We start from the raw sequence: 23,433 nt of genomic DNA, 5'->3' as shown, positions 1-23,433 counted from the left end.
TATCAATATGTTGAATTGATTCTTGATATAGGTCGTGAGGTGTGTAGTCTTCACGCTCTAGAAAGCGATTTACACTATCATGCGAGATATTATAAGTCTCGGCAAGTTGTGTGCAGCTAATAGAGTTTGGTTCTGTCATGAGAAAGCCCATATAAATGGGTAATGTACAAGTTGCTGTAGAAGCATGTTTAGTTCGTCTGATCACAGATACGTTATAAAGTAGTTTGAGACTTTTTTAAATCCGTCAATGCGTAAGTCCTATAATAGCCAGAATCCCAAATAAGCTTTTAAAGCTGGTGAATTGAATGACGGTCAAGGCCAGCAATGGGCCAAATACCACCCCCAGATTGGTCGACATGACAAAATAGCCCATGCCCTCGCCTTTACGCTGTTCTGGAATAAATTCATTGGCCACCGGAACCGCCACCGTGGTCAAAATACTGAACCAAATGCCATGTAGAAATCGCACCAGCAACAGTGACCACAAGCTATCAATGAGCAAATAGCCAAAGGCAAACAGCGCAAAAATCACGCCTGCACCGCGCATCGAGATTTTCTTGCCCAGTTTTTCGATGATCATGCCGGAAAAAGGCCGAACTGCAATTGATGATGCCAGAAACAAGGTCAGTGCCAGACCCGCTTCTTTGACTGAGCCCCCCAAATCTTTCATGATGTAAATCGGCAAGATGGTCAGTAAGGCAAAATAATAAACAAACAGAAAAAAGTTATTGCATAAGCACAAGATAAATGAGCGATTCCAGAGACGCTCGGTGGCTACGGACATAAAAACCAACTTTTAGGAAAATTGAGCAAACTTAGGCTTGAATCATCACAGGATGCAGGGCCAACTCGACCAGATTCTGCATATAGTGTTCATCCGGAATCCGGTTAAAAAAGATAATCTGGTAATGGATTGGCCCATACAGACTGTCTAGCATCAGATCAAAAGGATAATCCGCGCGAATCTCGTCACGCTTAATCGCTTGCTGAATCAGTTGATGAGTCTGCTGTCGACGCGGCAATAAATATTGCTGAAAGAATTCACCGGCCAGCTCACGATGATTGGCGATTACCACCAGTAAAGCCCGACCAATCGGATGGTTGAGCGCCTGAGACAACAAGCTTAGCTGTCGAATCAGATTACTTTTCAGGTCATTTGCAGGATCAGGCTCAAAAACTGAGACCGTATGCTGTTTGAAGGTATCTAGCACCAGCTCCGATTTATGCTTCCACCAGCGATAAATCGTAGATTTTCCCACCCCAGCTCGTGCTGCAACAGCCTCAATAGTCAGTTGATGATACTCTCCCTCTGCCAATGCATCGGCAACCGCCTGCAAGATACATTGCTGTCGTCGTGAGCTTTTTTCGTCATGATTCATAAAGTCTACTTATCTTCAAACACAATCGATACGATACGTATCGTTTTATATTAGAGCAAAAAACGATAAAGCTCCAGACATAAACTGAAATTAAGGCAAAAAAGACTCTCTTATAAAGTCATGCTGATCAGTTAAAGAATTTAAAAATAGACGCTTTAACTGCTTAGTCATTCATGATGGAGTCTTAAGGTTTTAAATCAAATATTTTCAATATCATTTGTTACTTTGATTTCATTCAAATGAGCAGCGGAACTTCGCAAGGAAGGCATCTTGCAGTCATATTCCTCACCGCAAAACTCGTCAGCCACCCTCGACTCGTAAATTTGTCATGGAGACCATCATTTTTTAAATCTTGCGGTGCAATACACCCCATGCCTCAAACAGTTGCGGATGACTTTTCCACCTATCACATATAATCTCAATTTAAAAAAGAAAATGCCAGTCAATTGGTTAACTGACTGGCATTAGTCTTATGAAGATGTTTTTAAATCACCGCTTAACTCTGTGCAGTCTTTTTATAAATACTGCATGAAGGATGATGATTCTCTTGCAAACGCGCGACTTTACGCTGTTCGGCTGCTTCAAAACGGCAACGTTTCCAGTCATTGTCCAGGTTCAAAGCCGGAATCTGTTTCGGTTTGCCATTTTCATCTACGGCTACCATAGTGAAATAACAGCTATTGGTATGGCGTACCGTTCTTTTTTGAATATTCTGCGCTTCTACACGAATCCCGATTTCCATCGAGGTGCGACCAACATGGTTGACACTGGCCAAGAAAGTTACCAGCTCACCCACATGAATTGGTTCCTTAAAGTTTACCTTGTCTACCGATAAGGTCACGACATAACTGCCCGAATAGCGACTCGCACATGCATACGCCACCTGATCCAGTAATTTCAGAATAGTTCCACCATGAACATTTCCTGAAAAATTTGCCATATCTGGCGTCATGAGAACTGACATCGTTAACTCTGACTGGTCATCTGACACTGCTGCAATTTGATCTAAAGGGGCCATCGTTTTCTTTGAACTCTTTGAATGACAAGGTTATCGCTTATTATTATAGCGTTTTTAACATGAATAAAATGTTCAATTCGGCAAATGAAGCATCATAATTATTGATATAGAAACTGCACTCATACAGAAAAAAATATATTTAACAGATCTCAAGGCTCAGCAAGAAGCTAAGTTCCAAACAAATAAACACTTATTGATCCAAAGCATCTGCTTACCCAGCTCAAGTTTTTTTCGGGCCGCTCTCATTTTGCAAAAAATAATTCAAGATGTTGGATAAATCATTACTGATTTAGCGCATGAGTGGTTTTAACATTTCCTGGGCGACATTTTCATAGCTGAGAATTTGCTGACCATCCAGTGTGGTAGTGACCGTGAAAGAACCATCCGGATGTGCAGCTGTCACTGTAAAAATATAGTGTTCAAATTGCGCCAACTTGACCTGATGTCCAATTTTAATCTGATTCATTGTCGTTACATCTATTCATTAATCTTTCAAAGCACATTCTGTCATGAACAATATTTAAATATTTGATCAACTTAAGTATAGGAATAATAATATTAAAATTTCGACTTAGAAAAGCAACACTTATTCCAAAAAAAATATAATTTATAATTCAACAACTTATAGTCAAAATAAAGTTTATCTCTCCTGAAAATTCTGGCCAATTCATATGCAGAAACAATGATTTAATCTTTTATAACGATCAGCCAGTGTTAAGATCAGAATCTGGAAAGCATAGGGATGCAATAGCTTTGCCTACCTGGTTCGATCTCATAAAAAATGAACAAAAAAATTTAACCGCAATATGCTTTAGGGCTGCTGCTGTTCCTGAGCCACAAAGAGCGGAATATGATGGCCGCGAGCATAATTATATTTTTGATAAGCGAGAGAAATATCCATCAGTTTTAACTGTGCAGCATCAATGCCGGCCTGCATGGTTAATTCTCTGCCACGTACATCAAAGATATGTCCTTTTTCCCGTAAATCGGGCTGGATCACCACATCGGCATGCTTTAATTCTTCTTGTGCCAAGTGTTGCTGCATAATATTAATATTCTGGTTAAACAGTCCCCAGACATTACTGGTTTCCGTATGAATAGGCTGTGCCAGAATATCAACCGCAATCACAATATCTGCTCCCAGCTCACGTGCCACATTCACCGGTACCGGGCTGACCAGCCCGCCATCGACATATTCTTTTTCTTCAATTATTGTTGGAATAAACATACTCGGAATTGACACTGAAGCACGTACTGCCTGTCCAGTATTGCCGTAATTAAAAACGACTTTCTTGCCTTCTTTTAGTGCTGTGGCCACCACAAACATCGGGATTTTCATGGCTTCTAGTGGAGTTTGATCGACTTGTAAATTGACATAGTCTTCTACTTTTTTGCCATCAAAAAAACCTTTTCGATCCAGTTTGATATCGCGTACATCGGTTGCTCGCATGCTCAAGGCAATATTGCGCAGCTCAATCGCCGGTTTACCACTGGCATAAATAGATCCGACGATGCTGCCCGCACTGGTTCCAACAATAAAATCCGGACGAATACCGGCCTGTTCCAGTACTTCGAGCGCACCGATATGTGCATAGCCACGCGCACCACCACTGCCTAAAACGAGAGCAATGACCGGACGCTGTTCAGTTTGCTTGATCTTTTCAAAATCAATTTGATTCGGACGTGCCTGAGCTTCTCCACGTTGCGCAGCAGGTTGTAGATGATTGGTAGCTGACTGGACTGTCATCGGTGTGGTTTGACAACCACTCAGGCCGAATGCACCCAGTGCCACAATACTCAACACATATTTCTGCATGTAGAGAATGTCCTCATTAACTAAAGCAGCATAGTGTATAAACACCTGCTTAAATAATCTGTAGAATTTCGTAAAATTGTCATACAGTTCGGGTAATTTGTCTTCATTTTCCCCTTCATGCTATGTCAGTCATTTCACTGTACCGGATTTTTCTGATTTTCCTGCAACTGGGCTGTATTTCATTTGGCGGGCCAGCCGCACATCTGGTATTTTTTCACCGCAAATTTGTGATGCAACTACAATGGCTCAATGATACCCAATACAGTCAACTGGTGGCTTTGGCGCAGCTTTTACCGGGTCCGAGCAGTAGTCAGGTGGGTTTGTCTATCGGATATCTGCAACGTGGTTATCTAGGTGCATTGATGGCATGGCTGGGATTCACCCTGCCCTCGATCATACTCATGACTGGTGTCGCGCTACTGGGTCAACACTATGTTCATATTCTAAACTCAAATAGCTTTCATACCATTCAGCTCATTGTATTTTCTGTTATTGCCTGGGCATTCTGGCAGATGCTGCGAGGCTGCTGTAAAACGGCCTGGCAATATGCAGTCCTGCTGCTGTCTGTCATATTATTGACGGTAATTTCGGTGAGTTATAACCAGATTCTCATCATCATCCTCGGCGCAATTTGTGGAATGTTGATGGGATATTCTTCCAGATTAAATCCGAACAAGCCCAAAGACAGTGACAGTACTGAAATCAGCTCGCCTTATCTGCAATCTGCTGCTGCACCCTACTGGCTGCTGGCATTTATCTTGCCATTTTTGCTGCTGCCCCTAGCGGATAAACTATCGAATGGGTCGGGCCTACAATTCCTGAGTGATTTTTATCAGACCGGTTCGCTGGTTTTTGGTGGTGGTCATGTGATTTTGCCCTTACTCCATCAGGATTTTGTCGCGACTGGCATAGTGAATGCGCAATCTTTTGATCTTGGCTATGCATTTGCCCAGCTCATGCCCGGGCCACTATTCAGTTTTGCCAGTTATATGGGCGCTGTGCTGCCGTGGACGCCCTATCTCTGGCTGAATGTACTTTTAGCGACCTGTGCAATCTTTTTACCCTCATTTTTTCTGATCTTTGCCACCTTGCCCTACTGGTCATGGCTACTGCAGCAACGGCAAATCCATCAGGCCGTGATGGGAATTAATGCAGCGGTAGTCGGTTTGTTACTGGCTTTGCTCCTGAATCTGTCACAACGTTATTTTAACAGTATCTCCGACCTGCTGTTCGTTGTGGTAATGATTGCTTTACTCCGTTCAAAATTACCAGTCTGGTGCAGCCTGATTCTGGGTTTTATCTTTTATCAAAGTTATTTGAATTTCTTTTAAAATACTCCAGCCATAAAAAAGCCCTGAACGATCAGGGCTTTTTGCTTTGCAGGGTTACCAGATATCAGATTTGACCTTGTCTTTAAACTTAGGATGATTATCCAGTTTAAACTCAGGTTCTTTCACGCCACGCTTCAACTGACCGGTATAGTCTTTGAGTAGCATGAGCAAGAATGGCATCAGCAACAGAATCGCAATCAAGTTAATACTTGCCATGATGCCCATAAACAGGTCTGCCATATTCCAGATCAATGGCACGCTGGCGATGGAACCGAAATACACCATCACCAATACAAATAAACGGAAAATCAACATAACCCGGCTATTGTTATTGATGAACTGGACGTTTCCTTCGGCATAGGCATAGTTACCAATAATCGAAGAATAGGCAAACAGGAACAGAATCAAAGCCAGGAAGTCATCACCCCAGGCACCAATCTGGCTTTCGAGTGCCATCTGGGTCAAGGTCACGCCTTCAAAGCCTGCATTTTCATACAGACCCGAAACCAGAATAATAATCGCGGTACATGAACACACCACAAAGGTATCTACAAATACCCCGAGCATTTGTACCAGACCCTGATTGACCGGATGCTTCACATCAGAGGCTGCGGCAGCGTTCGGTGCTGAACCCATCCCGGCTTCGTTAGAGAACAGACCGCGTTTGATCCCCATCATCATGGCCATAGAAATCATGGCACCAAAGAAACCACCCGCGGCAGCTTCAAACTCAAAGGCTTTACTGAAAATCAGCTGAAAAATGGAGGGCAAGACCTCGTAGTTGATCACGGCAATATACAAGGCCACCGCCAGATAAAGCACGGCCATAAAAGGCACAAAGCTTTCAGCCACTTTGGCGATACGTTTAATACCGCCAAAAATGATTGTAGCTGTAATCAATACTAAGACTAGCCCGATCCAGGAAACTTCAAAATCCAATCCGCCTAAAGGCAAAATGATATTGGCCTGATCCCAGCCCCAGGCATGCGAGGTTGCACCGGTAATGGCATTGGCCTGAACCGCATTAAACACAAAGCCATAGGTCGTGATCAATGCAATTGCAAAGACAATCCCGAGCCATTTCTGTTTTAGACCCTGAGTAATGTAATAGGCAGGGCCACCACGGAATTGCTGGTTTTTATGATCGCGCACCTTAAACAATTGCGCCAATGAGGATTCCACCAAAGCAGAGCTCATACCCAGAAATGCAGTAACCCACATCCAGAACACCGCGCCCGGTCCGCCAATCGCAATGGCAATTGCCACACCCGCAACATTACCCACCCCGACCCGGCTTGCAAGACCAGTGACAAAGGCCTGAAACGGGGTAATCCCGTGTGTATCCTGAACCTTGCCACGGCTATTTTTCATGACTTTCATGCTGTGCCAGAACAAACGAATTTGTACTGCACCGGTCATGATCGTATAGAAAATACCGACTGCGACCAGAAACACCACTAGAAAGTCCCATAAAGGGCCATTCAGGGCATTAATCCAGCCAAGCAAGGTTTCATTTAACTGATCATTCATGTCACATCCTTATGAGCCTATGACTCATCGTATCAGGCATAAAAATTATGCAAAAAACTTCAAAATCATCTGAATAACAGTAGCATTGATTAAGTCAACGAAGAACGCCCCACATAATGGAACGATCAGGAAGGCCTTATGCGACGCACCATACATATTGGTAATCGCCTGCATATTGGCAACCGCTGTTGGAGTTGCACCCATACCGAAACCACAATGACCTGCTGCAAGTACCGCAGCATCATAGTTCTTGCCCATCAGGCGGAAAGTTACAAAACCGGCATACAAAGCCATGGTGATGGTCTGTGCACCCAGAATTACCATCAGTGGTCCTGCAAGGTCAGCCAATTGCCATAATTTCAATGATAACAATGCCATCGCCAAGTACAGCGACAATGAAGCATTACCGAACACATCAATGGCACGATCGAAAATCTGAACTTTGAAAATACCTTCCAGTACATTACGCAGGATGACACCACCCGCCAATGCCCACACGAATGTTGGCAGTTCAAATGCAGTACCTTTACTGAAACCCGTCATAAACTCTGCAAAAGCCAAACAGCCTGCAAATAGACCCAAAGTCGTGATTGCATTATCTGCGGTAATTAAACGCACCTGATGCGGATATTCAAATGGAATATATTCGGTCGAGTTGATATCCATTGGCGTGCTATCACGCTTTTCGATTTGTTGATCCGTACGTGCAATTGCGAGATTATGACGGTTAATCAGCAATTTTGCTAAAGGACCACCAATAATCCCACCGATAATCAGACCAAAAGTAGCACTGGCCATCCCCAGTGCAAGCGCCCCCTGAATGCCATGTTCAACCTCAAAAATCTCGCCCCATGCACCTGCAGTACCATGACCACCGGTTAAGGTAATTGAACCTGCAATCAGGCCAATCAATGGGTCAATACCGAGCAAGGTGGCCAGACTCATGCCGACTGCATTTTGCAAAATAATGAAAGCCGAAACAGCAAACAAGAAAATAACCAGACCGATCCCGCCTTCACGCAACTTGGAAAAGTTGGCACTCAGACCAATCGAAGCAAAGAAAATCAGCATAAAGCTGGTTTGTAATTCTGCACTGGTGGTGATGCTATATCCCCACAATGAATGCACCAGCAATGAGATGATCGCCGCAACCAAACCGCCCGCGACCGGCTCAGGAATATTGTAGCGCTTTAAAAAATCGATTTTATTAACCAGGAATCGGCCGAGTAACAAAACAATAACTGCGGCAATCAAGGTATAAAATGCGTTAAAAGTAAAATCCATAATTTTTTGCCCAAGATAATGTTGATTTTTTATCATTCTAAAAGTGATGCAGAGATACCGAGCTTTAGATCTCTCATCGATTTCGACCTAAAATATTCTGACCTCATCTAATGCTTTTAAAATAACAAAATGATCCACCATCTCTTTCAAACTTATGAATATCATCATCACGATCATATTCAACAAATGAGAGATTTATAAAAGCCAAAATACAGCTTTGATTTAAGCTCTATTGCTGTCAATGAATGGTATAAGCATACAAATTTAACAGAAGAGTCAGATCTATAAGACTGTGTTCTACTTCTCAAAAAACACCAAGGTTTAGTGAGCGCTTTTAACCTGACTAGCTTAATTCAAGCCACTTGGAATAGCGTTATTTAAAATAAATCTTGTGCATGCCGACCTTGAATTTTCCCAAAGCGCATGGATTAAGATGAAAAGCTGCATATTATGCTGTTTCTTTGTATAAAGTTTTATTGTTTTTTATTAAGAATAGTTAATCAATCTATAAAAAATAATTATTAGTCCAAGGTTTTTAGATGAGGGTCAAACTCTCTAGTTATCGAAAAAAAATATTAATCTCTTACTTAAAACTTTATCAAACCAAGAAATTTCAATGAAATTAACATGGTTTTCTATCCCAATCCACTTCATCTGTGCAGGCAATTAGTATGTTCAAATGGTTCAAGCATCCGAGTTTTAAGCTAATTTTTAATTTCATCAAAGCTTTTTAACCAATGCCATGGCTATTTGACTGAGGCTATTTAAAACATCAAGCTAGATATCAATCTTTTGTTTCACTGATAAATACTTTTTCCATTCTGGCCCGCGATTTAATTTTTCTGTCCACCCTACTGTTTGTTTAGTTTATAGTCATTCAAAACTTCATATGGATATTCGATTGGACATCAAAATGGATCAAAAACTTGTTCATGCTGTAGATCAAACGATCACCTCTCGCCATTCGGTGCGCGCTTTTTTAAATACGCCGGTCAGTACAGACATCTTGAAACAGATTTTAACTGTGGCCAGCCGTGCACCTTCCGGAACCAATACCCAACCCTGGAAAGTCTATGTGGTCACTGGAAAAAAACGCGATGAAATTGTAGAGCGCGTCTGTCAGGCACAAATGCAAATCTATGCCAATCCCGAGCTGGCTGGACAGTACAAAGAAACTTTTGCCTATTATCCTGAACAATGGATCTCACCGTTTATTGAACGTCGTCGTGAAAATGGTTGGGGCTTATATGGTTTGCTGAATATTCAAAAAGGCGAAAAAGAAAAAATGGCACGGCAGCAGCTGCGTAATTTTGAATTATTTGATGCACCGGTGGGACTGTTTTTTACCGTACATCGCTCTTTGGCCATTGGTTCGAAAATGGATATTTCGATGATGATCCAGAATGTCATGATTGCAGCAAAAGCCCGCGGTCTGGACACTTGCCCGCAGGCCGCCTGGAATCATTTCCATCCCATCGTACTCGATCTGGTCGGTGCACCTGAACATGAAGAACTGGTCTGTGGCATGGCCTTGGGCTATGCCGATCCAGAGCAGATCATTAACAGCTTTATTACGCCGCGTGTCCCGGTAGAAGAATTCGCTGTATTTATTGATGAGTGATTGAATCAAGGCTGAGTCTATCGACTTGGCCTTATTTTCAGATCTTTAGATTTTATCTGGCCAGAGCCAGATCAGGCATTTATTCATGTTTGAATACTGGCAGCTCAAGTTGACAAATTGCCCAGACGGCAATACAAACAAAAACCAGCATAATCAATGCCATATTTAATAAAGCATTCCAAACCAGAAAATTTAGTAAAAGCCCGCCCAATAAGCCACAGACAAATTGCATACTGCCCATAATCGCGCTAGCAGTTCCTGCACGTGCACCCTGCTTCGCCATAGCCAATGCCATAGCATTCGGGCCAGTAAAACCGATCGACGCCACCACGACAAACATGCCCAGCAAGACCAATGCAATAGAATCTACATCCAGATAGCCAAGCAATACTAAAACAAAAACACCCACTAACTGTAGAACAATGCCGATTTTAAGGCGTTGCAATATCGAGAAACGCCCAGCCAGACGTTTATTCAAGGTCGAAAATAACATGATCCCGACGGCATTGGCACCAAAGGCATAGGCAAACTGCTGCTCAGTCAGTTGATAACGATCCATCAAAATGGCCGAAGATGCACTGATATAACAGAACATCACCGCACTGGAAAAACAGCCGGCATAAAGCGGATGTCGAAAGCTTTGATCCTGAAAAATGCTACGGTACAAACTTAGAACCTGTTGAACGTTCAGCTTGAGACGGCGCTCTGGTTCCAGAGTTTCTTTAAAGAGAAAATGTACACAGGCCAGACTCAGCAGACCGCAGCCCATCAGCACCAAAAAAATCACATTCCATTCATAAAACATCAACACCCAGGCCCCCAGACTCGGCGCGAGAATGGGTGCAATCGCGGTCACAATCATCATGCTGGCAAAAGCCTGAGCTGCTGAATGCATATCCAGACGATCACGAATGGCCGCACGGGCCATGACCACCCCGACACAACCACCCAAGGCCTGCAGAATCCGTGCAGCGATCAGACTCCATTCATCCTGTGCAAACACACACAGCAGACTTGCCACAATGTATAAACACAGCCCAAAATACAGCGGTGGTTTACGCCCAATCCGGTCACTGATCGGCCCATAAATCAGTTGCCCCACAGCCAGACCGAAGAAGTAAGCCGGCAGGCTATTGGAAACCATTTGGGTACTGACGCCAAAATCTGCTGCCATCGCCGGCAAGGCAGAAAGATACATATCAATGGATAAAGGCCCGAGCGCACTCAGCGCCGCTAGCAAAACAATCCAGGACATGGCATAAGGTGGTTGTACGATTTTATTCGATGGCATAAGCATGAAGATTTAAAGCGCTAATATGCAGACAAGTTAACACAGTGCATAGTATGATTTAGCTTGAAATGAAATTTTATAAACCTACTATTTTTCATTGGCATATTCAGATTCACCTGTAAGACTGCAGTATAAAGGACGACCTTTGAAATCTTGGCTCACTCGTCTCAAGCAAACCACCTATAATACGACCTTGATGTATAACCTGCGTATGATGACGGCATTTGCAGGTACCGCCTTTGTTCCCTATTTTATGGGGCAACAATTGATGACGATTCCGCTGACTTTAGGCGTGGTCGCAGCCGGTTTAAGCGATATTGATGACCGCTTTTCGGTGCGTATTCTCAATCTGCTATATACCTACATGGGTTTCTTTATTACTGCGGTTGGCGTTTATCTGCTCTATCCTTATCCGCCGCTGTTCGCCTTGGCCTTGATTGTTTCTTGTATTGGCCTGATTCTGCTTGGCTCCCTTGGCAGGCGCTATGCCACAATTTCTTATGGCTGTCTGGTGGTTTCCGTCTATGCCATGCTGGGTGTCGAACTGTTCGATGAATGGTATAAGCAGGCCGGCTTGCTGGTCATCGGTGCGATGTGGTACGGCATTCTGTCGACGCTCAGCTTCCTGGTCTTCCCTGCCCGGTTGGCACAAGATAAGCTTGCCACCTCTTATGCTTCGCTTGGTGACTTTTTATATGCCAAGTCCAATCTGTTTGATGTGGACATGACCCCGACCAGTTATCAGCAGAGCATGATTGATCTTTCTCTTGAAAATGGCAAACTGATTGCCATTTTTAACGAAATGAAAACGGCGCTCTTGACCCGTCTAAAAGGCGACCGTGGGCAAAAAGATACCCGTCGCAGTCTGCAATATTATTTTGTGGCGCAGGATATTCATGAACGTGCCGATTCAGCCCATATTGATTATCAGAAACTGGCCAAGATTTTCCAGCACAGCGACATCCTGTTCCGCTTTCAGCGCATCATGTCGATTCAGGGCAAAGCCTGCAAGGACCTGAGCGAAAGTTTGCTGCTGCGCAAGCCTTATGTACATAACAAACGCTTCAAGCATGCTTTTGACAATCTTCGGCTGTCTCTGGAGAAATTACGTCAGGATCAGCATTATGATCAGGTCTGGATTAATGCCTTATTTTCACTATTTCAGAACCTGAAATCGATTGATGCCCAGTTACGTAACCTGGAAACCGAGCAAAGTATCAAAGCCGAGCGCTTTAAACATATCGAAAACCAGCTCAGAGATGATGACCTGAAAGGCTGGGATGACATCAAGGTTCGAATTAAACAGCATCTCACCCCAGAATCGGTGCTGTTCCGGCATGCCATCCGCCTGTCGATTGTGCTGCTGATCAGCTATATCTTTGTACAGGTCAGCAATATTGAATATGGTTACTGGATTTTATTAACTGCACTGTTTGTCAGCCAGCCAAACTTTAACGCCACCAAGCGGCGTTTACGTCTGCGGATTGTCGGTACCTTGGTCGGTATTATTTTCGGTTATGCCATTTTATATTTTGTACCTTCTGTCGAAGGACAATTATTACTGCTGGTGTTCAGCGGGATCTTGTTCTTTGAATTGCGTAGTAAACAGTATGCCCAAGCCACGGCCTTTATCACGATTCTTGCGTTGATCAACTTCAATCTGGATGGTATGGGCTTTGCTGCGGCTATCCCGCGGATGATTGATACCCTGATTGGCTGTGCCATTGCCTGGTTCGGGGTCAGCTTTATTTTCCCGGACTGGAAGTTCCGACGTTTGCCGCGCAGTATCAAACGCAGCTTGCAGGCAGAAGCGGACTATTTAAGTGAAGTGATCGAGCAATATAAATCAGGGCGTAATAATGGCCTGAAATATCGGATTGTGCGCCGTGCTGCCCACAATACCGATGCAGAGGTGGCTTCACTCATTTCGACCCTGGCCACTGAACCGGATATTGATCCGGTACAAAAATCGCTGGCCTTTGAGTTCCTGTGTCTGAACCATACTTTTATCAGTTATATCGCCGCGCTGGGTGCGCACCGGGGAAGAATTGAGGATCAGGACATTCTGAATTTACTGGATAATGCATTAGAGAACATTCGCGGTGCATTATTACGAGACGAAACGCCCGATTTCAGGGCGCAAAATATGATTGTCCATATTCGTCAGCGTCTATCACATGATCAGGAACAAGATCAGAAATCTCTGATCATTTTGCAGCAGCTGTCTTTAATGTTCAGTATTTTAAACCAGTTGAGCCAATTGAAACAAAGTTTGAGCCATGAGCGTGATGAACAGGCAACAGAACTCGGTTCATTATAATTTGGATGATTTTGGAACAATATACTCACTGAATTGGTACAATTAATGCTAAACTTTTTACAGTTTTAAATCTGCTAGTTTCACTATGACCGCGAAAAATTTATACGCTTATACCCTACAGCCTGTGAACTATGAAATTTCAGAAGCCGAGCAGCGTCATGCTCAGCTGGTGATCTGGCGTAGTACCAATAAAATTGGCATGAAAGCATGGCTGATCATGGGTGCTGTTGTTGCACTTTCTATTCTGGGCCTTCTGCTTCTCAAGAACTATTCAACCGTGTTCTGCTGGGTGGCGATTGCCTGTGTGGTGTTGTATTACCTGATCCGTACCTTTGGTCTGGAATGGTATGTTAAACGTAAGATGAACGAATTTCCGGTACAGGAAATCAAAGGTGTTCGTCTGGGCGTACAACCGCACGGCATCATCATGCGTCAGAAAATGGGCATGCAGGAAGGTGTGGGTGCGATCAGCTGGAAAGACATTTATGAATGGTACAACACACCAGAATTCATGTTGGTCAATTTCAAGGTAAAAGGCCAGCAAGGTGCTTATATCCTGCCTAAACGTCTGGACAGCAAAAACTTTTCTTTTAACACGATTCGTAAGCATCTAGAAGCAGAAGTTGGCGCAGCCAAACAAATCTAAACTTGTACACGTTTCAACAAAAAACCTCCTGCCCCGGCATGGAGGTTTTTTTAATCCTAAAACAATAAATGATAATGAGAATAAATATTATCCTCAACACCTATAATTCAGTATTAAAGTTCAGTTATAATTTGGCCACTTTTATAAAGCTCACCCTTAATCTGACGACCATGTTTAAAAAAACATTTTTCCAAATCCACTGGTTTCTGGGGATTACAGCAGGTTTAATCCTCTCTTTGATGGGCGTCACTGGCGCAATTTATTCCTATGAACAACAAATCTTAAAATGGATAAATAACGACAGTTATACGGTTCAGGTTCAGCAAGGTGACAAACTTACGCCTGCTCAGCTGTATCAGCATTTTCAAAATACCACTCCAGAGATGAAGATTAACAGTATTAGCGTGGCACAAGATCCAAGTGCTTCAAGTACTGTAAATATTGCCAAAGAGGGAGCACGGCGTGGTCATAACATCCTGATCAATCCCTATACTGCCGAAGTTTTGCCTGAAATTAAGGGTCGGGAATTTTTCCAGTTTATTCAGCAACTGCATCGTAATTTAACGGTTGGCCCGGTCGGCAAACAGATTACCGGTGCTTGTACTTTAATGCTGATCTTTTTCGTCTTGTCCGGTCTTTACCTACGCTGGCCAAAGCGTCATTCGATCAAGCAATGGTTCTTTGTAAAACCCAAGCTGAAAGGCCGTAATTTTATCTGGGATCTGCATGCTGTTGTGGGAACCTGGGTGGTGATTTTCTACCTGATTCTGGCTTGTACCGGCCTGTACTGGTCCTATGACTGGTGGCGTAGCGGGATGTTTAAAGTTCTCGGCGTTGAACGTCCACAGCCTACCATGCAAGCCAATGCGGGCAATAATCGTGGTGAAGGACGTCAAGGTGGCGAACGCGGCCCACGTGGTGAAGGACGCGAAGAAGGCATGAATCCAGAACAGATTAGCCGCGCGCTAGATTTGAGCTGGACTGGCTTTAATACTGAATTTTCAGATAAATATTCCACAGTAACCTTTAATCTTCCCAAAAAACCCGACGGCAGCATGCAGCTCAGCTTTGTCGATCCGGTTGCCCAACATGAACGTGCGCGGAACAGTGCCACTTATAATTACCAGACAGCCGAATTTACAGAAGTTGAGCTCTATGAAGATAAAAAGCTCAATGAAAAGATCATGAGCAGCATGTTACCGGTGCATCGTGGCAGCTTCTTCGGCCCGATCTACCAGTTCTTTGCCATGGTCGCAGCCTTGTTAATGCCATTATTCTTTGTGACAGGCTGGATGCTGTATCTGAAACGTCGTAAACAGAAGCGCTTAACGCTGGCAGCGCGTCAGGGTGTCACTCCAGTTGACTTAGATGAAAATGCCAAACCTTGGCTAATTGCTTATGCATCACAAACAGGTGTCTCAGAACAACTGGCTTGGCGTACAGCAACTGCCCTGCAGGAAGCACGTCAACCGGCAACAGTAAAAGCGGTACAACAACTGACGCTTGCCGATTTACAGCAAACTGAGCAAGTATTATTTGTTGCCAGTACTTATGGCACAGGTGAAGCACCTGATCTGGCCTCTTCTTTTGAGAAAAAAATCCTGTCTGGCAAAGCTGATTTGCGGCATTTAAATTATGCGGTGTTGGCGCTCGGTTCTCAAGAATATCCGGATAGCTATTGCAGTTTTGGTCACCGTATTGACCAGTGGTTGCAGCAAAATGGTGCCCAGCAGTTATTCACTACCATTGAAGTGGATAATGCCAATAATGAGCACATCCAGCAATGGAATACTGCACTGGCACAAGTAACTCGCCTTGAACTGCAAGCCATGGGTATCGATAAAACCTTTGATCAGTGGACACTGACTCAACGTGAAATCCTCAATCCAGGTAGTCTGGGTGCTCCTGCCTTTAATATCGAACTGATTCCTGAGCATGAAGCAATCTGGCAAGCAGGTGATATTGCCGAGATTCAGCCAGCTAACAGTCCGGAACGTATTCAGGCATTTATGCAACAACACAATATTGCTGCCGGCACACAAGTGCCTTCTATGCAGCAAAGCATTGAGCGCGCGCTTTGGGATCGTGATCTGACTCAGGCAGAACCTTTTGATTCAATGGATCAGCTCCTCAAGCAATTACCGGCTTTGGCATCACGTGAATACTCGATTGCCAGCATTCCAAGTCAGCAAGTCCTGCGTCTGGTGGTACGTCAGCAAGCTGATGCGAATGGAAATCTAGGTCTGGGTTCAGGCTGGTTAACCCAGCATGCCGCACTCAATGCACCGATTGCGCTACGCATTCGCAGCAACGAATCGTTCCACCTGATTGATGATAACCGTCCGATCATTTGTATTGGGAATGGTACCGGTATTGCTGGTTTAATGAGTCTGCTCAGCTCCCGTAACCGTCAGGAATACACCCAAAACTGGCTGATCTTCGGTGAACGTCAGCGTGAACATGATTTCTTCTTTGCAGAAACCATTCAGGCCTGGTTGCAAATGGGAACCCTGAAACGGCTGGATCTTGCGTTCTCTCGTGACCAGCAGGAAAAAGTCTATGTGCATCATAAATTACGGGAACAGGCTGAAGAGCTGAAAACCTGGGTTGCCCAAGGCGCAGTGATTTATGTCTGTGGTAGCATCAATGGCATGGCCAGTGATGTCGATCAGGCCCTGACCGAGATACTTGGTGAAACGCTGCTCGATCAATTACGTCTGGATGGCCGTTATCGCCGTGATGTATATTAAGATGAACTGATATACTAAAAACCGGGCGCAATAGCCCGGTTTTTGAAAATACAAAAGTAATAATAAAAATATGAATAAGAAAAAAGGAAACTTGGATGCTCAATCAACTTAAACGAAGTCTCAGTCTGATCTTTGGCTTGATCCTCTGTATCAATAGCGTCTGGTTACTGAATCAGGACCAAAGGCATTTTGGTATCATACTGTCTATCATCATTGGTGTGGCACTGATCCTGTATGCCCTGCTTTTTTCATCTATTCAGCGCTGGAAACAAAATTCTCGACTCAGAACATTGTTCTGGAACAGTCTCTGGGGCGGATTTTTACTCTGGATCATCAGTGTCGCGGCTTTCTTCGCTTATATCCAGATGTCGATCAACTCGAATATTCCTGCACAACCGGCTACAGCGATTCTGGTATTAGGTAGTAGGATTAACCAGGGTCAACCCTCACCCATCTTAAAAAATCGTCTGGATACTGCAGCAAAATATGCAGAACAATATCCAGATACGTTGATGATTATGACCGGAGGACGAAATTTCCAGGAAAGACAAAGCGAAGCTGAAGTCATGCAATATTATATTCATACGACCTATCCGCAGCTCAAAAACCCGATTCGCGTAGAAGATCAAAGCAGAAGCACCCAACAGAACCTGCAATATTCTCAGGCGATCTTGCAACAACAGAATATTGGCCGAAATGAGCCTATTGTGATTGTGACCAACGATTTTCATAGCCCGCGTGCCCGTGCCATTGCCAGACATCAGGGCTATCAGCAAGTGATCAGTCTGAGTGCCAGCACTCCTCAGAATGCTCGCTACAATTCATGGCTACGTGAATATTTTGCGTTGATTAATGGCTGGCTGCTGAATGAATATTCACTGTTCCAATAAACAAGCTGTTTAACAACAAGAAAATTAATTTAAACGAATGTGTCTTGGCAAAGGCATATCCGGATTTTTAAAAAGTTCCGGCTTTTGCACATAGATCTGATACAGATAATTTTTGATATCCAGTAATAATTTTTCCGGTGCCACCAGAATATTCTGCCCTTCTGGCGTCAGATCAAGAGACACAATGGTACTTTCCTGACGTAAAAACGGAATCACTTTCTCTACAAAATCCTTGAGACCAATTTCCTGAATATCGTAATTCACCCAATTGTCTTTAATCAGCAGACGAGCCAGACCTTTACTGTGCCAGCAAGCAAATGCACGCTGTCCAGTAGGGGTCGCACACAAAGCCCAGCCATCCTGATAAAGCGCAAAAATGCCGGCATTCGCGACAATCGATTCAATATACTGTTTATAAAGGTGTTGGGGGTCGTATGTAGTTTGAGATTTGGTCGCTGCCTTGCGCTGATATGGATTTCTCATCGTCGTGAAACCTTCAAATTATTATAGACTTCAAATTCTATAAAATGTTCAGTGTTTAGGCAAGAAAGATATGGTGGGCGCTGACGGGATCGAACCGCCGACATTCTGCTTGTAAGGCAGACGCTCTACCAACTGAGCTAAGCGCCCTGAGAAAAACAACAGCGTTGTTTTTAATGACGCAAGACAAGGAATGTCTTGGTATATTGAACACTCAGATCTCAGGAATCCAAGCTTCTCATCTTAGGATGGCGCAGCGGACGGGGCTCGAACCCGCGACCCCCGGCGTGACAGGCCGGTATTCTAACCAACTGAACTACCGCTGCATCGTAAGAATCTGGTGGGCGCTGACGGGATCGAACCGCCGACATTCTGCTTGTAAGGCAGACGCTCTACCAACTGAGCTAAGCGCCCTGATAAAGAGTGTCAATCTTTAGTTTAATCAAATTTAAGCTCAGGGACCTAAATTTAATTTCTTTTGAAATGGCGCAGCGGACGGGGCTCGAACCCGCGACCCCCGGCGTGACAGGCCGGTATTCTAACCAACTGAACTACCGCTGCATCGCAAAAGATTATGGTGGGCGCTGACGGGATCGAACCGCCGACATTCTGCTTGTAAGGCAGACGCTCTACCAACTGAGCTAAGCGCCCTCAAAAGGTCTATCGTATAAATGGCGCAGCGGACGGGACTCGAACCCGCGACCCTCGGCGTGACAGGCCGATATTCTAACCAACTGAACTACCGCTGCATTTACACAATGTCGCTATTGTGGCAAACGAGAATCAAGATCTTAAAGTGGCGCAGCGGACGGGGCTCGAACCCGCGACCCCCGGCGTGACAGGCCGGTATTCTAACCAACTGAACTACCGCTGCAACTATAAGGTCTCAACATGAAAGAGCTTGGTGGGCGCTGACGGGATCGAACCGCCGACATTCTGCTTGTAAGGCAGACGCTCTACCAACTGAGCTAAGCGCCCTTTCTAAACGTCTATCATCGTTTGATGGGTGCATTATAGAGAATCTGCACAGCCTGTCAAACGCTTTTCGGAATGTTTTCCACTTTTTAGGTGTGAGTGATTAAAAAATAGGTTGTTTGTTAAAAAAAACAACACTTTTTGTTTATTTTTTAAGTCTCTACCGAAATTTTTTAATTTCCAAAATGAAAATCACAACAAAATTTCCTGTCTTCTCTTGCGAGATTTCAGACTCACTCAGGCAGTATGCTTTAGTTCCGATCAAGAATTATACAAAGCTTTAAAATTACTCGGCGTTGTGTTCATGTAATCTTTCAACTGTCATTTATTTTTATGTGAAAAATAGCGATAAAGTTTAGCTTTAGACGATGATTCAACCCGTTTCATGCTGTAAAAATAGGATCTGGATCAGATTAATAAATGTCTTAAACTGTATTAAATCATCTCATCCCGCCCGTAAAAACAAAATCATTTTCACATGACATTAAAGATCGATTCATTATTCAGTATGCACACCCTTCAGCATTTTTGAATCTAATGCATGTTCCGAGATATACACCAAGGCATTCTCACCCACCAGGTCAAAGAGTTCAGCGACCTCCAGATTACGCATACGAATACAGCCATGAGAAAGTGGCTCTCCCATCATTTCTGTTTCTGGCGTGCCATGAATATAGATATAACGTTGATAGGTATCGCAGCCCTCGCCTTGATTAAAACCAGCTTCAAGCCCACTCAACCATAAAATACGGGTCAAGATCCAGTCACGTTGCGGAAACTCTGCTGCCAGTTCAGCATCATAAATTTCACCCGTCGCCTGACGTGCAATAAATACACTGTTTAAAGGTGCATTCTGACCAAACTTTTCAGCGATCTTGTGCCAGCCACGTGGGGTCTTGCCACTATTTTCAGTTTCACCAATGCCATTTTTACCAGTGGAAATCAGATATTGCTTGTTTAGACGTGGCAAATACAGCTTTTGTTGGGCGAGATCAATCAGGATATCTGCTTGATCCAGATGCAAGGTATTCATGACTTGTTATTCTCTGAATCTACTTTATTTGACTCTGTTTTCTTTAACTTTATCTCTGTCTTTTCAGGATGAATCGTTTCTTGATGAAGCATCACCTGATCCGGTTCAGGACGTCGCCATAACCAGATGGCCACAATCAGCATGGTGATATTGGTAAAGGCTTTTACTGCCAAGGGTGCGGTAGTAAACAGCATGATAATCCCGCTGATCAGCATCATGATACTGGCCAGCCATTTGGCCTTACGCGGTACAGTACCATGTGCCCGCCAATCTCTTAAAGTCGAGCCATATTTGGGATGGTTCAATAACCAGTTATCCATTTGTGGCCAACCTTTAGATGCCGCCCAAGCAGCCAGAATCAAAAAGACCGTTGTTGGCATACCCGGCAGGATTGCACCGATAAAGCCCAGGATCACAAACAGCACCACCAGACTCCGCCAAAACAACACTTTCATACATCAACCCTAACCGCAGAATTCAGGTAGTATAAAGCGTTTTCCGATACTGTCCGTTGTATTTCTGCACTTTTCACAGGTTGTACCATGTCTTTTTCCAGTTTAAACCAAAATCTTGTAGAAGCATGGCATCGTTATCAACATCCTCTGGTACGGCAACTGGCATTTGCTGTCGGCAGTCCGAATATCCTGTCCGGTATTCCCGAGGAGCTTGAACTCATACATCGCTTTGAGCTGCATGACAGCCAGACTTGGCAGCAATATCTTAGCCAGTATCATCCACGTTTGGAATTTCTCGATCAGCATCCAGAAGAATTAATCGAGTTTGTGCAGCAACTGAAAAGCACGCGTTTGGGGCTGCGCTTTGAAATGCTGGTCTGGTTCTGGTTACTCGACGATGCTTATCATCCCTATCGGCTACTCGGTCATAGTATTCAGCAAATTGAGGGTGCAAAAACCTTGGGTGAACTGGATTTCCTAGTCCTTAATACCGATACCGGACTGGTTGAACACTGGGAAATTGCCCTGAAATATTATCTGGCCGAAGCAGATTTTAGTCTGCCGCATTGGTACGGTTTGAACCGCACCGATACCTTAATCAGAAAAATGAACCATTTCACACAAAAACAGTTCCAATTTGATGAAGCTTTAGCACATTCTATTCAAAAACGTTTTTGTGTGATGAAGGGACAGTTGTATCTGCCGACCCATCATGCTGACCAGCCTATTCCCACCTGGATCAATACCGAGCGTCGCCTAGGTCTATGGGGACAGCATATTCCTGCTGCACAAGATGCGTTCTATCGCCTGCAACGGCATGAATGGATTTATCCGCAAGCCCAGCCAAGCAGTTTGACTGCGACCTGGTGGACGGATGGTCTCTATAAAAAAATCGATCGCAATGACTTCTATATGTATCGCCAACCGGTACTAAGCCAGTATCCATCACATAAGCCCCTATAAAGCATTACATTTATTAACCGAAGCACTATGAAAACCACATATTTTTTAGTGCGTATATTTTCTACTCTAAGTTCCACATCATAATAATTTTATTATTGATTATACGGAGATGATGATGAAAAAAATTCTTGCTGCTTCATTAATGATGGCTTTTGTATTAACTGGCTGTAACACCGTAAAAGGTATGGGCAAAGACGTGTCTAAGGCGGGCGATGCGGTAACCAATACTGCTGAAAAAACCTCTGACGAAATCCGTCAAAACTAGTTTTTTCTTAAATGCTCATAGAACCCTATCTCAGATAGGGTTTTTTTATATCGATCGTTCACATTCAAGCCGATATTCGCCTATTATAGAGCCGAGAAAATTATCGACTGTTGAAAACCGCATGAGCTCTTCCGCTACTCTCGATTTAAGCCTGCAACTATTACGTCAGCCTTCTGTCACCCCCATTGATCATGACTGCCAGAATATTATGGCGGAACGTTTAAAAAAGATTGGTTTCAATATTGAATCCATGCGTTTTGAAGATGTCGATAATATCTGGGCACGCAAAGGCACAGAAGGTCCGGTCTTCTGTTTCGCTGGCCATACCGATGTGGTGCCAACGGGCAACCTGGATGACTGGAACTCAGATCCATTTTTACCCGAAATCCGTGAAGGTAAACTTTATGGTCGTGGCAGTGCCGACATGAAAACGGCTTTGGCAGCTATGATCGTAGCGACAGAACGTTTTGTAGAAAAATACCCAAATCATAAAGGTTCAATTGCTTACCTGATTACGTCAGATGAGGAAGGCCCATCAATTAATGGTACAGTCAAGGTCATTGAAACCCTGGAAGCGCGTAATGAAAAAATTACCTGGTGTCTGGTCGGTGAACCGTCAAGTACCCATAAACTGGGGGATATTGTCAAAAATGGCCGTCGCGGTTCTTTAAATGCCAATCTCACGGTAATAGGCAAACAAGGTCATGTGGCATATCCGCATCTGGCAGTGAACCCGATTCATAGCGCCTCTAAAGCGATTGCCGAGCTGTGTGACACCGTCTGGGACCATGGCAATGAATATTTCCCGGCAACCACTTTCCAGATTTCCAATATCAATTCGGGTACAGGCGCAACCAATGTTGTTCCGGGTAGCATGAATCTGCTATTTAACTTCCGTTATTCAACTGAAGTGACTGCCGAAGAACTTAAAGCACGTACTGTGGAAATTCTGGATCGTCACGGTGTGGATTATGATATTTCCTGGACTTTATCTGGCTTGCCATTTCTGACCCCGGTCGGCGAGCTGGTCAATGCAGCTAAAACCGCTATTCTAAATGTCACAGGCACTGAAACCGAGCTTTCTACTTCTGGTGGAACCTCGGATGGCCGCTTTATTGCACCTACAGGCGCACAGGTACTGGAACTTGGGGTGTTAAATGCCACTATTCACCAGATCAATGAGCATGTTGATATTGCCGATCTGGAGCCACTGGCTGAAATTTATGAACAGATTTTGGTAAATTTACTCGCCAATTAAGTAACCTGAGTTCGATGAAATATTTTAGCTTTTTAGCAAGTTTTGGAAAGTTGGCTTATTTGGATTTAAGCAATAAGCCACTATAGCAGCCATAATATTCACCATAAAGTTATTCACCGAACGATGAC

At 44.0% G+C, this 23,433-nt stretch carries 19 protein-coding genes, 8 tRNA genes and 3 pseudogenes; 9 read left to right on the top strand and 21 right to left on the bottom strand.

All coding sequences use genetic code 11. The features are described 5' to 3' along the window. The 6 genes and pseudogenes from FTU40_RS14265 to FTU40_RS14240 all read right to left on the bottom strand — a co-directional run. A pseudogene (locus FTU40_RS14265) lies at nucleotides 1–205 on the bottom strand (IS701 family transposase); the annotation flags it as partial. 54 nt (nucleotides 206–259) lie between these two features. Then, nucleotides 260–784: pseudogene (locus FTU40_RS14260) on the bottom strand (MFS transporter); the annotation flags it as partial. 31 nt (nucleotides 785–815) lie between these two features. Beyond that, nucleotides 816–1,379: a TetR/AcrR family transcriptional regulator gene (locus tag FTU40_RS14255; protein WP_180041276.1), complete on the bottom strand. Its 564-nt coding sequence runs from the start codon at nucleotides 1,377–1,379 to the stop codon at nucleotides 816–818. Between the two features lie 496 nt (nucleotides 1,380–1,875). Continuing rightward, on the bottom strand, nucleotides 1,876–2,397 hold the full coding sequence (locus tag FTU40_RS14250; protein WP_004280680.1) for an acyl-CoA thioesterase: 522 nt from the start codon (nucleotides 2,395–2,397) through the stop codon (nucleotides 1,876–1,878). A 289-nt stretch (nucleotides 2,398–2,686) separates the two neighbouring features. Beyond that, nucleotides 2,687–2,863 carry a hypothetical protein gene (locus FTU40_RS14245; protein WP_005097818.1) on the bottom strand — a complete coding sequence of 59 codons (177 nt, stop codon included), beginning with the start codon at nucleotides 2,861–2,863 and terminating at the stop codon, nucleotides 2,687–2,689. Between the two features lie 345 nt (nucleotides 2,864–3,208). Continuing rightward, complete coding sequence (locus FTU40_RS14240; protein WP_005169741.1) at nucleotides 3,209–4,213, bottom strand: patatin-like phospholipase family protein; 1,005 nt, start codon at nucleotides 4,211–4,213, stop codon at nucleotides 3,209–3,211. 122 nt (nucleotides 4,214–4,335) lie between these two features. Between FTU40_RS14240 and chrA the strand changes: the two genes are divergently transcribed. Beyond that, complete coding sequence (gene chrA, locus FTU40_RS14235; RefSeq protein ID WP_180041274.1) at nucleotides 4,336–5,544, top strand: chromate efflux transporter; 1,209 nt, start codon at nucleotides 4,336–4,338, stop codon at nucleotides 5,542–5,544. Between the two features lie 54 nt (nucleotides 5,545–5,598). Here chrA and FTU40_RS14230 read toward each other — a convergent pair whose 3' ends face one another. Together FTU40_RS14230 and gltS are read right to left on the bottom strand one after the other, a co-directional pair. After that, entirely contained in the window at nucleotides 5,599–7,074 is a 1,476-nt protein-coding gene (locus FTU40_RS14230; protein WP_180041272.1) for a sodium:alanine symporter family protein, read from the bottom strand. A gap of 45 nt (nucleotides 7,075–7,119) precedes the next feature. Beyond that, the gene (gene gltS / locus FTU40_RS14225; RefSeq protein WP_100355594.1) at nucleotides 7,120–8,358 is read right to left on the bottom strand and encodes a sodium/glutamate symporter; all 1,239 of its coding nucleotides are present in this window, start codon (nucleotides 8,356–8,358) and stop codon (nucleotides 7,120–7,122) included. Nucleotides 8,359–9,271: 913 nt separating this feature from the next. On the opposite strand from gltS, the gene FTU40_RS14220 reads away from it, so the two are divergent. Beyond that, nucleotides 9,272–9,979 carry a nitroreductase gene (locus tag FTU40_RS14220; RefSeq protein WP_180041270.1) on the top strand — a complete coding sequence of 236 codons (708 nt, stop codon included), beginning with the start codon at nucleotides 9,272–9,274 and terminating at the stop codon, nucleotides 9,977–9,979. Between the two features lie 79 nt (nucleotides 9,980–10,058). Here the strand turns inward: FTU40_RS14220 and FTU40_RS14215 are convergent, their stop codons facing one another. Next, complete coding sequence (locus FTU40_RS14215; protein WP_100355565.1) at nucleotides 10,059–11,276, bottom strand: multidrug effflux MFS transporter; 1,218 nt, start codon at nucleotides 11,274–11,276, stop codon at nucleotides 10,059–10,061. 139 nt (nucleotides 11,277–11,415) lie between these two features. Between FTU40_RS14215 and yccS the strand changes: the two genes are divergently transcribed. The 4 genes from yccS to FTU40_RS14195 all read left to right on the top strand — a co-directional run bounded on the left by yccS (nucleotide 11,416) and on the right by FTU40_RS14195 (nucleotide 17,876). Beyond that, complete coding sequence (gene yccS / locus FTU40_RS14210; protein ID WP_159138270.1) at nucleotides 11,416–13,590, top strand: YccS family putative transporter; 2,175 nt, start codon at nucleotides 11,416–11,418, stop codon at nucleotides 13,588–13,590. An 85-nt stretch (nucleotides 13,591–13,675) separates the two neighbouring features. Then, nucleotides 13,676–14,236, top strand: a complete 561-nt coding sequence (locus FTU40_RS14205) for a YcxB family protein (RefSeq protein ID WP_005169724.1) — start codon at nucleotides 13,676–13,678, stop codon at nucleotides 14,234–14,236. A gap of 170 nt (nucleotides 14,237–14,406) precedes the next feature. Beyond that, nucleotides 14,407–16,986, top strand: a complete 2,580-nt coding sequence (locus FTU40_RS14200) for a sulfite reductase flavoprotein subunit alpha (protein ID WP_179999743.1) — start codon at nucleotides 14,407–14,409, stop codon at nucleotides 16,984–16,986. Nucleotides 16,987–17,081: 95 nt separating this feature from the next. Further along, nucleotides 17,082–17,876: a YdcF family protein gene (locus FTU40_RS14195; RefSeq protein ID WP_180041268.1), complete on the top strand. Its 795-nt coding sequence runs from the start codon at nucleotides 17,082–17,084 to the stop codon at nucleotides 17,874–17,876. A 24-nt stretch (nucleotides 17,877–17,900) separates the two neighbouring features. On the opposite strand, the gene FTU40_RS14190 is transcribed toward FTU40_RS14195, so the two are convergent. The 11 genes from FTU40_RS14190 to FTU40_RS14140 all read right to left on the bottom strand — a co-directional run bounded on the left by FTU40_RS14190 (nucleotide 17,901) and on the right by FTU40_RS14140 (nucleotide 20,819). Then, nucleotides 17,901–18,359: a DUF2750 domain-containing protein gene (locus tag FTU40_RS14190; protein ID WP_005097833.1), complete on the bottom strand. Its 459-nt coding sequence runs from the start codon at nucleotides 18,357–18,359 to the stop codon at nucleotides 17,901–17,903. Between the two features lie 71 nt (nucleotides 18,360–18,430). Next, a tRNA-Val gene (locus FTU40_RS14185) sits at nucleotides 18,431–18,506 on the bottom strand. Nucleotides 18,507–18,605: 99 nt separating this feature from the next. Next, nucleotides 18,606–18,682 (bottom strand) — tRNA-Asp (locus FTU40_RS14180). 12 nt (nucleotides 18,683–18,694) lie between these two features. Then, a tRNA-Val gene (locus FTU40_RS14175) sits at nucleotides 18,695–18,770 on the bottom strand. Between the two features lie 70 nt (nucleotides 18,771–18,840). Then, nucleotides 18,841–18,917 (bottom strand) — tRNA-Asp (locus FTU40_RS14170). Nucleotides 18,918–18,931: 14 nt separating this feature from the next. After that, a tRNA-Val gene (locus tag FTU40_RS14165) sits at nucleotides 18,932–19,007 on the bottom strand. A gap of 21 nt (nucleotides 19,008–19,028) precedes the next feature. Next, nucleotides 19,029–19,105, bottom strand: a tRNA-Asp gene (locus FTU40_RS14160). Nucleotides 19,106–19,153: 48 nt separating this feature from the next. Next, nucleotides 19,154–19,230 (bottom strand) — tRNA-Asp (locus FTU40_RS14155). A 28-nt stretch (nucleotides 19,231–19,258) separates the two neighbouring features. Beyond that, a tRNA-Val gene (locus FTU40_RS14150) sits at nucleotides 19,259–19,334 on the bottom strand. Between the two features lie 496 nt (nucleotides 19,335–19,830). Beyond that, a complete protein-coding gene (gene elsL, locus FTU40_RS14145) occupies nucleotides 19,831–20,364 on the bottom strand; it encodes a cell wall-recycling L,D-carboxypeptidase ElsL (RefSeq protein ID WP_005097834.1) in 534 nt (177 codons plus the stop codon). Next, entirely contained in the window at nucleotides 20,361–20,819 is a 459-nt protein-coding gene (locus FTU40_RS14140; protein WP_100329126.1) for a YbaN family protein, read from the bottom strand. Before FTU40_RS14140 ends, elsL begins: the two co-directional genes overlap by 4 nt. 87 nt (nucleotides 20,820–20,906) lie before the next feature. On the opposite strand from FTU40_RS14140, the gene FTU40_RS14135 reads away from it, so the two are divergent. From FTU40_RS14135 to dapE, 3 genes are all read left to right on the top strand, one after another. Continuing rightward, nucleotides 20,907–21,782, top strand: coding sequence for a DUF1853 family protein (locus tag FTU40_RS14135; RefSeq protein WP_074383435.1), 876 nt, complete (start codon nucleotides 20,907–20,909; stop codon nucleotides 21,780–21,782). 112 nt (nucleotides 21,783–21,894) lie between these two features. Then, entirely contained in the window at nucleotides 21,895–22,047 is a 153-nt protein-coding gene (locus tag FTU40_RS14130) for an entericidin A/B family lipoprotein (RefSeq protein WP_004280704.1), read from the top strand. Between the two features lie 121 nt (nucleotides 22,048–22,168). Beyond that, nucleotides 22,169–23,305: a succinyl-diaminopimelate desuccinylase gene (gene dapE / locus FTU40_RS14125; protein WP_159138274.1), complete on the top strand. Its 1,137-nt coding sequence runs from the start codon at nucleotides 22,169–22,171 to the stop codon at nucleotides 23,303–23,305. A 24-nt stretch (nucleotides 23,306–23,329) separates the two neighbouring features. Here the strand turns inward: dapE and FTU40_RS14120 are convergent. Further along, nucleotides 23,330–23,433, bottom strand: a pseudogene (locus tag FTU40_RS14120) (IS982 family transposase); the annotation flags it as partial.

Origin of the sequence: Acinetobacter sp. YH12100, assembly GCF_013419135.1 — a bacterium.
In the GTDB taxonomy this organism is placed as follows: Bacteria; Pseudomonadota; Gammaproteobacteria; order Pseudomonadales; family Moraxellaceae; genus Acinetobacter; species Acinetobacter pseudolwoffii.
The sequence above is the reverse complement of the archived record's forward strand: the minus strand, read 5'-3'. Positions and strand labels throughout refer to the sequence as shown.

Bases quoted from the DNA above. Each gene is read 5' to 3' on its own strand.
- FTU40_RS14255 (WP_180041276.1), bottom strand. From the start codon at position 1,379: ATGAATCATGACGAAAAAAGCTCACGACGACAGCAATGTATCTTGCAG.
- FTU40_RS14250 (WP_004280680.1), bottom strand. From the start codon at position 2,397: ATGGCCCCTTTAGATCAAATTGCAGCAGTGTCAGATGACCAGTCAGAG.
- FTU40_RS14245 (WP_005097818.1), bottom strand. From the start codon at position 2,863: ATGAATCAGATTAAAATTGGACATCAGGTCAAGTTGGCGCAATTTGAA.
- FTU40_RS14240 (WP_005169741.1), bottom strand. From the start codon at position 4,213: ATGCAGAAATATGTGTTGAGTATTGTGGCACTGGGTGCATTCGGCCTG.
- chrA (WP_180041274.1), top strand. From the start codon at position 4,336: ATGTCAGTCATTTCACTGTACCGGATTTTTCTGATTTTCCTGCAACTG.
- FTU40_RS14230 (WP_180041272.1), bottom strand. From the start codon at position 7,074: ATGAATGATCAGTTAAATGAAACCTTGCTTGGCTGGATTAATGCCCTG.
- gltS (WP_100355594.1), bottom strand. From the start codon at position 8,358: ATGGATTTTACTTTTAACGCATTTTATACCTTGATTGCCGCAGTTATT.
- FTU40_RS14220 (WP_180041270.1), top strand. From the start codon at position 9,272: ATGGATCAAAAACTTGTTCATGCTGTAGATCAAACGATCACCTCTCGC.
- FTU40_RS14215 (WP_100355565.1), bottom strand. From the start codon at position 11,276: ATGCTTATGCCATCGAATAAAATCGTACAACCACCTTATGCCATGTCC.
- FTU40_RS14205 (WP_005169724.1), top strand. From the start codon at position 13,676: ATGACCGCGAAAAATTTATACGCTTATACCCTACAGCCTGTGAACTAT.
- FTU40_RS14200 (WP_179999743.1), top strand. From the start codon at position 14,407: ATGTTTAAAAAAACATTTTTCCAAATCCACTGGTTTCTGGGGATTACA.
- FTU40_RS14195 (WP_180041268.1), top strand. From the start codon at position 17,082: ATGCTCAATCAACTTAAACGAAGTCTCAGTCTGATCTTTGGCTTGATC.
- FTU40_RS14190 (WP_005097833.1), bottom strand. From the start codon at position 18,359: ATGAGAAATCCATATCAGCGCAAGGCAGCGACCAAATCTCAAACTACA.
- elsL (WP_005097834.1), bottom strand. From the start codon at position 20,364: ATGAATACCTTGCATCTGGATCAAGCAGATATCCTGATTGATCTCGCC.
- FTU40_RS14140 (WP_100329126.1), bottom strand. From the start codon at position 20,819: ATGAAAGTGTTGTTTTGGCGGAGTCTGGTGGTGCTGTTTGTGATCCTG.
- FTU40_RS14135 (WP_074383435.1), top strand. From the start codon at position 20,907: ATGTCTTTTTCCAGTTTAAACCAAAATCTTGTAGAAGCATGGCATCGT.
- FTU40_RS14130 (WP_004280704.1), top strand. From the start codon at position 21,895: ATGATGAAAAAAATTCTTGCTGCTTCATTAATGATGGCTTTTGTATTA.
- dapE (WP_159138274.1), top strand. From the start codon at position 22,169: ATGAGCTCTTCCGCTACTCTCGATTTAAGCCTGCAACTATTACGTCAG.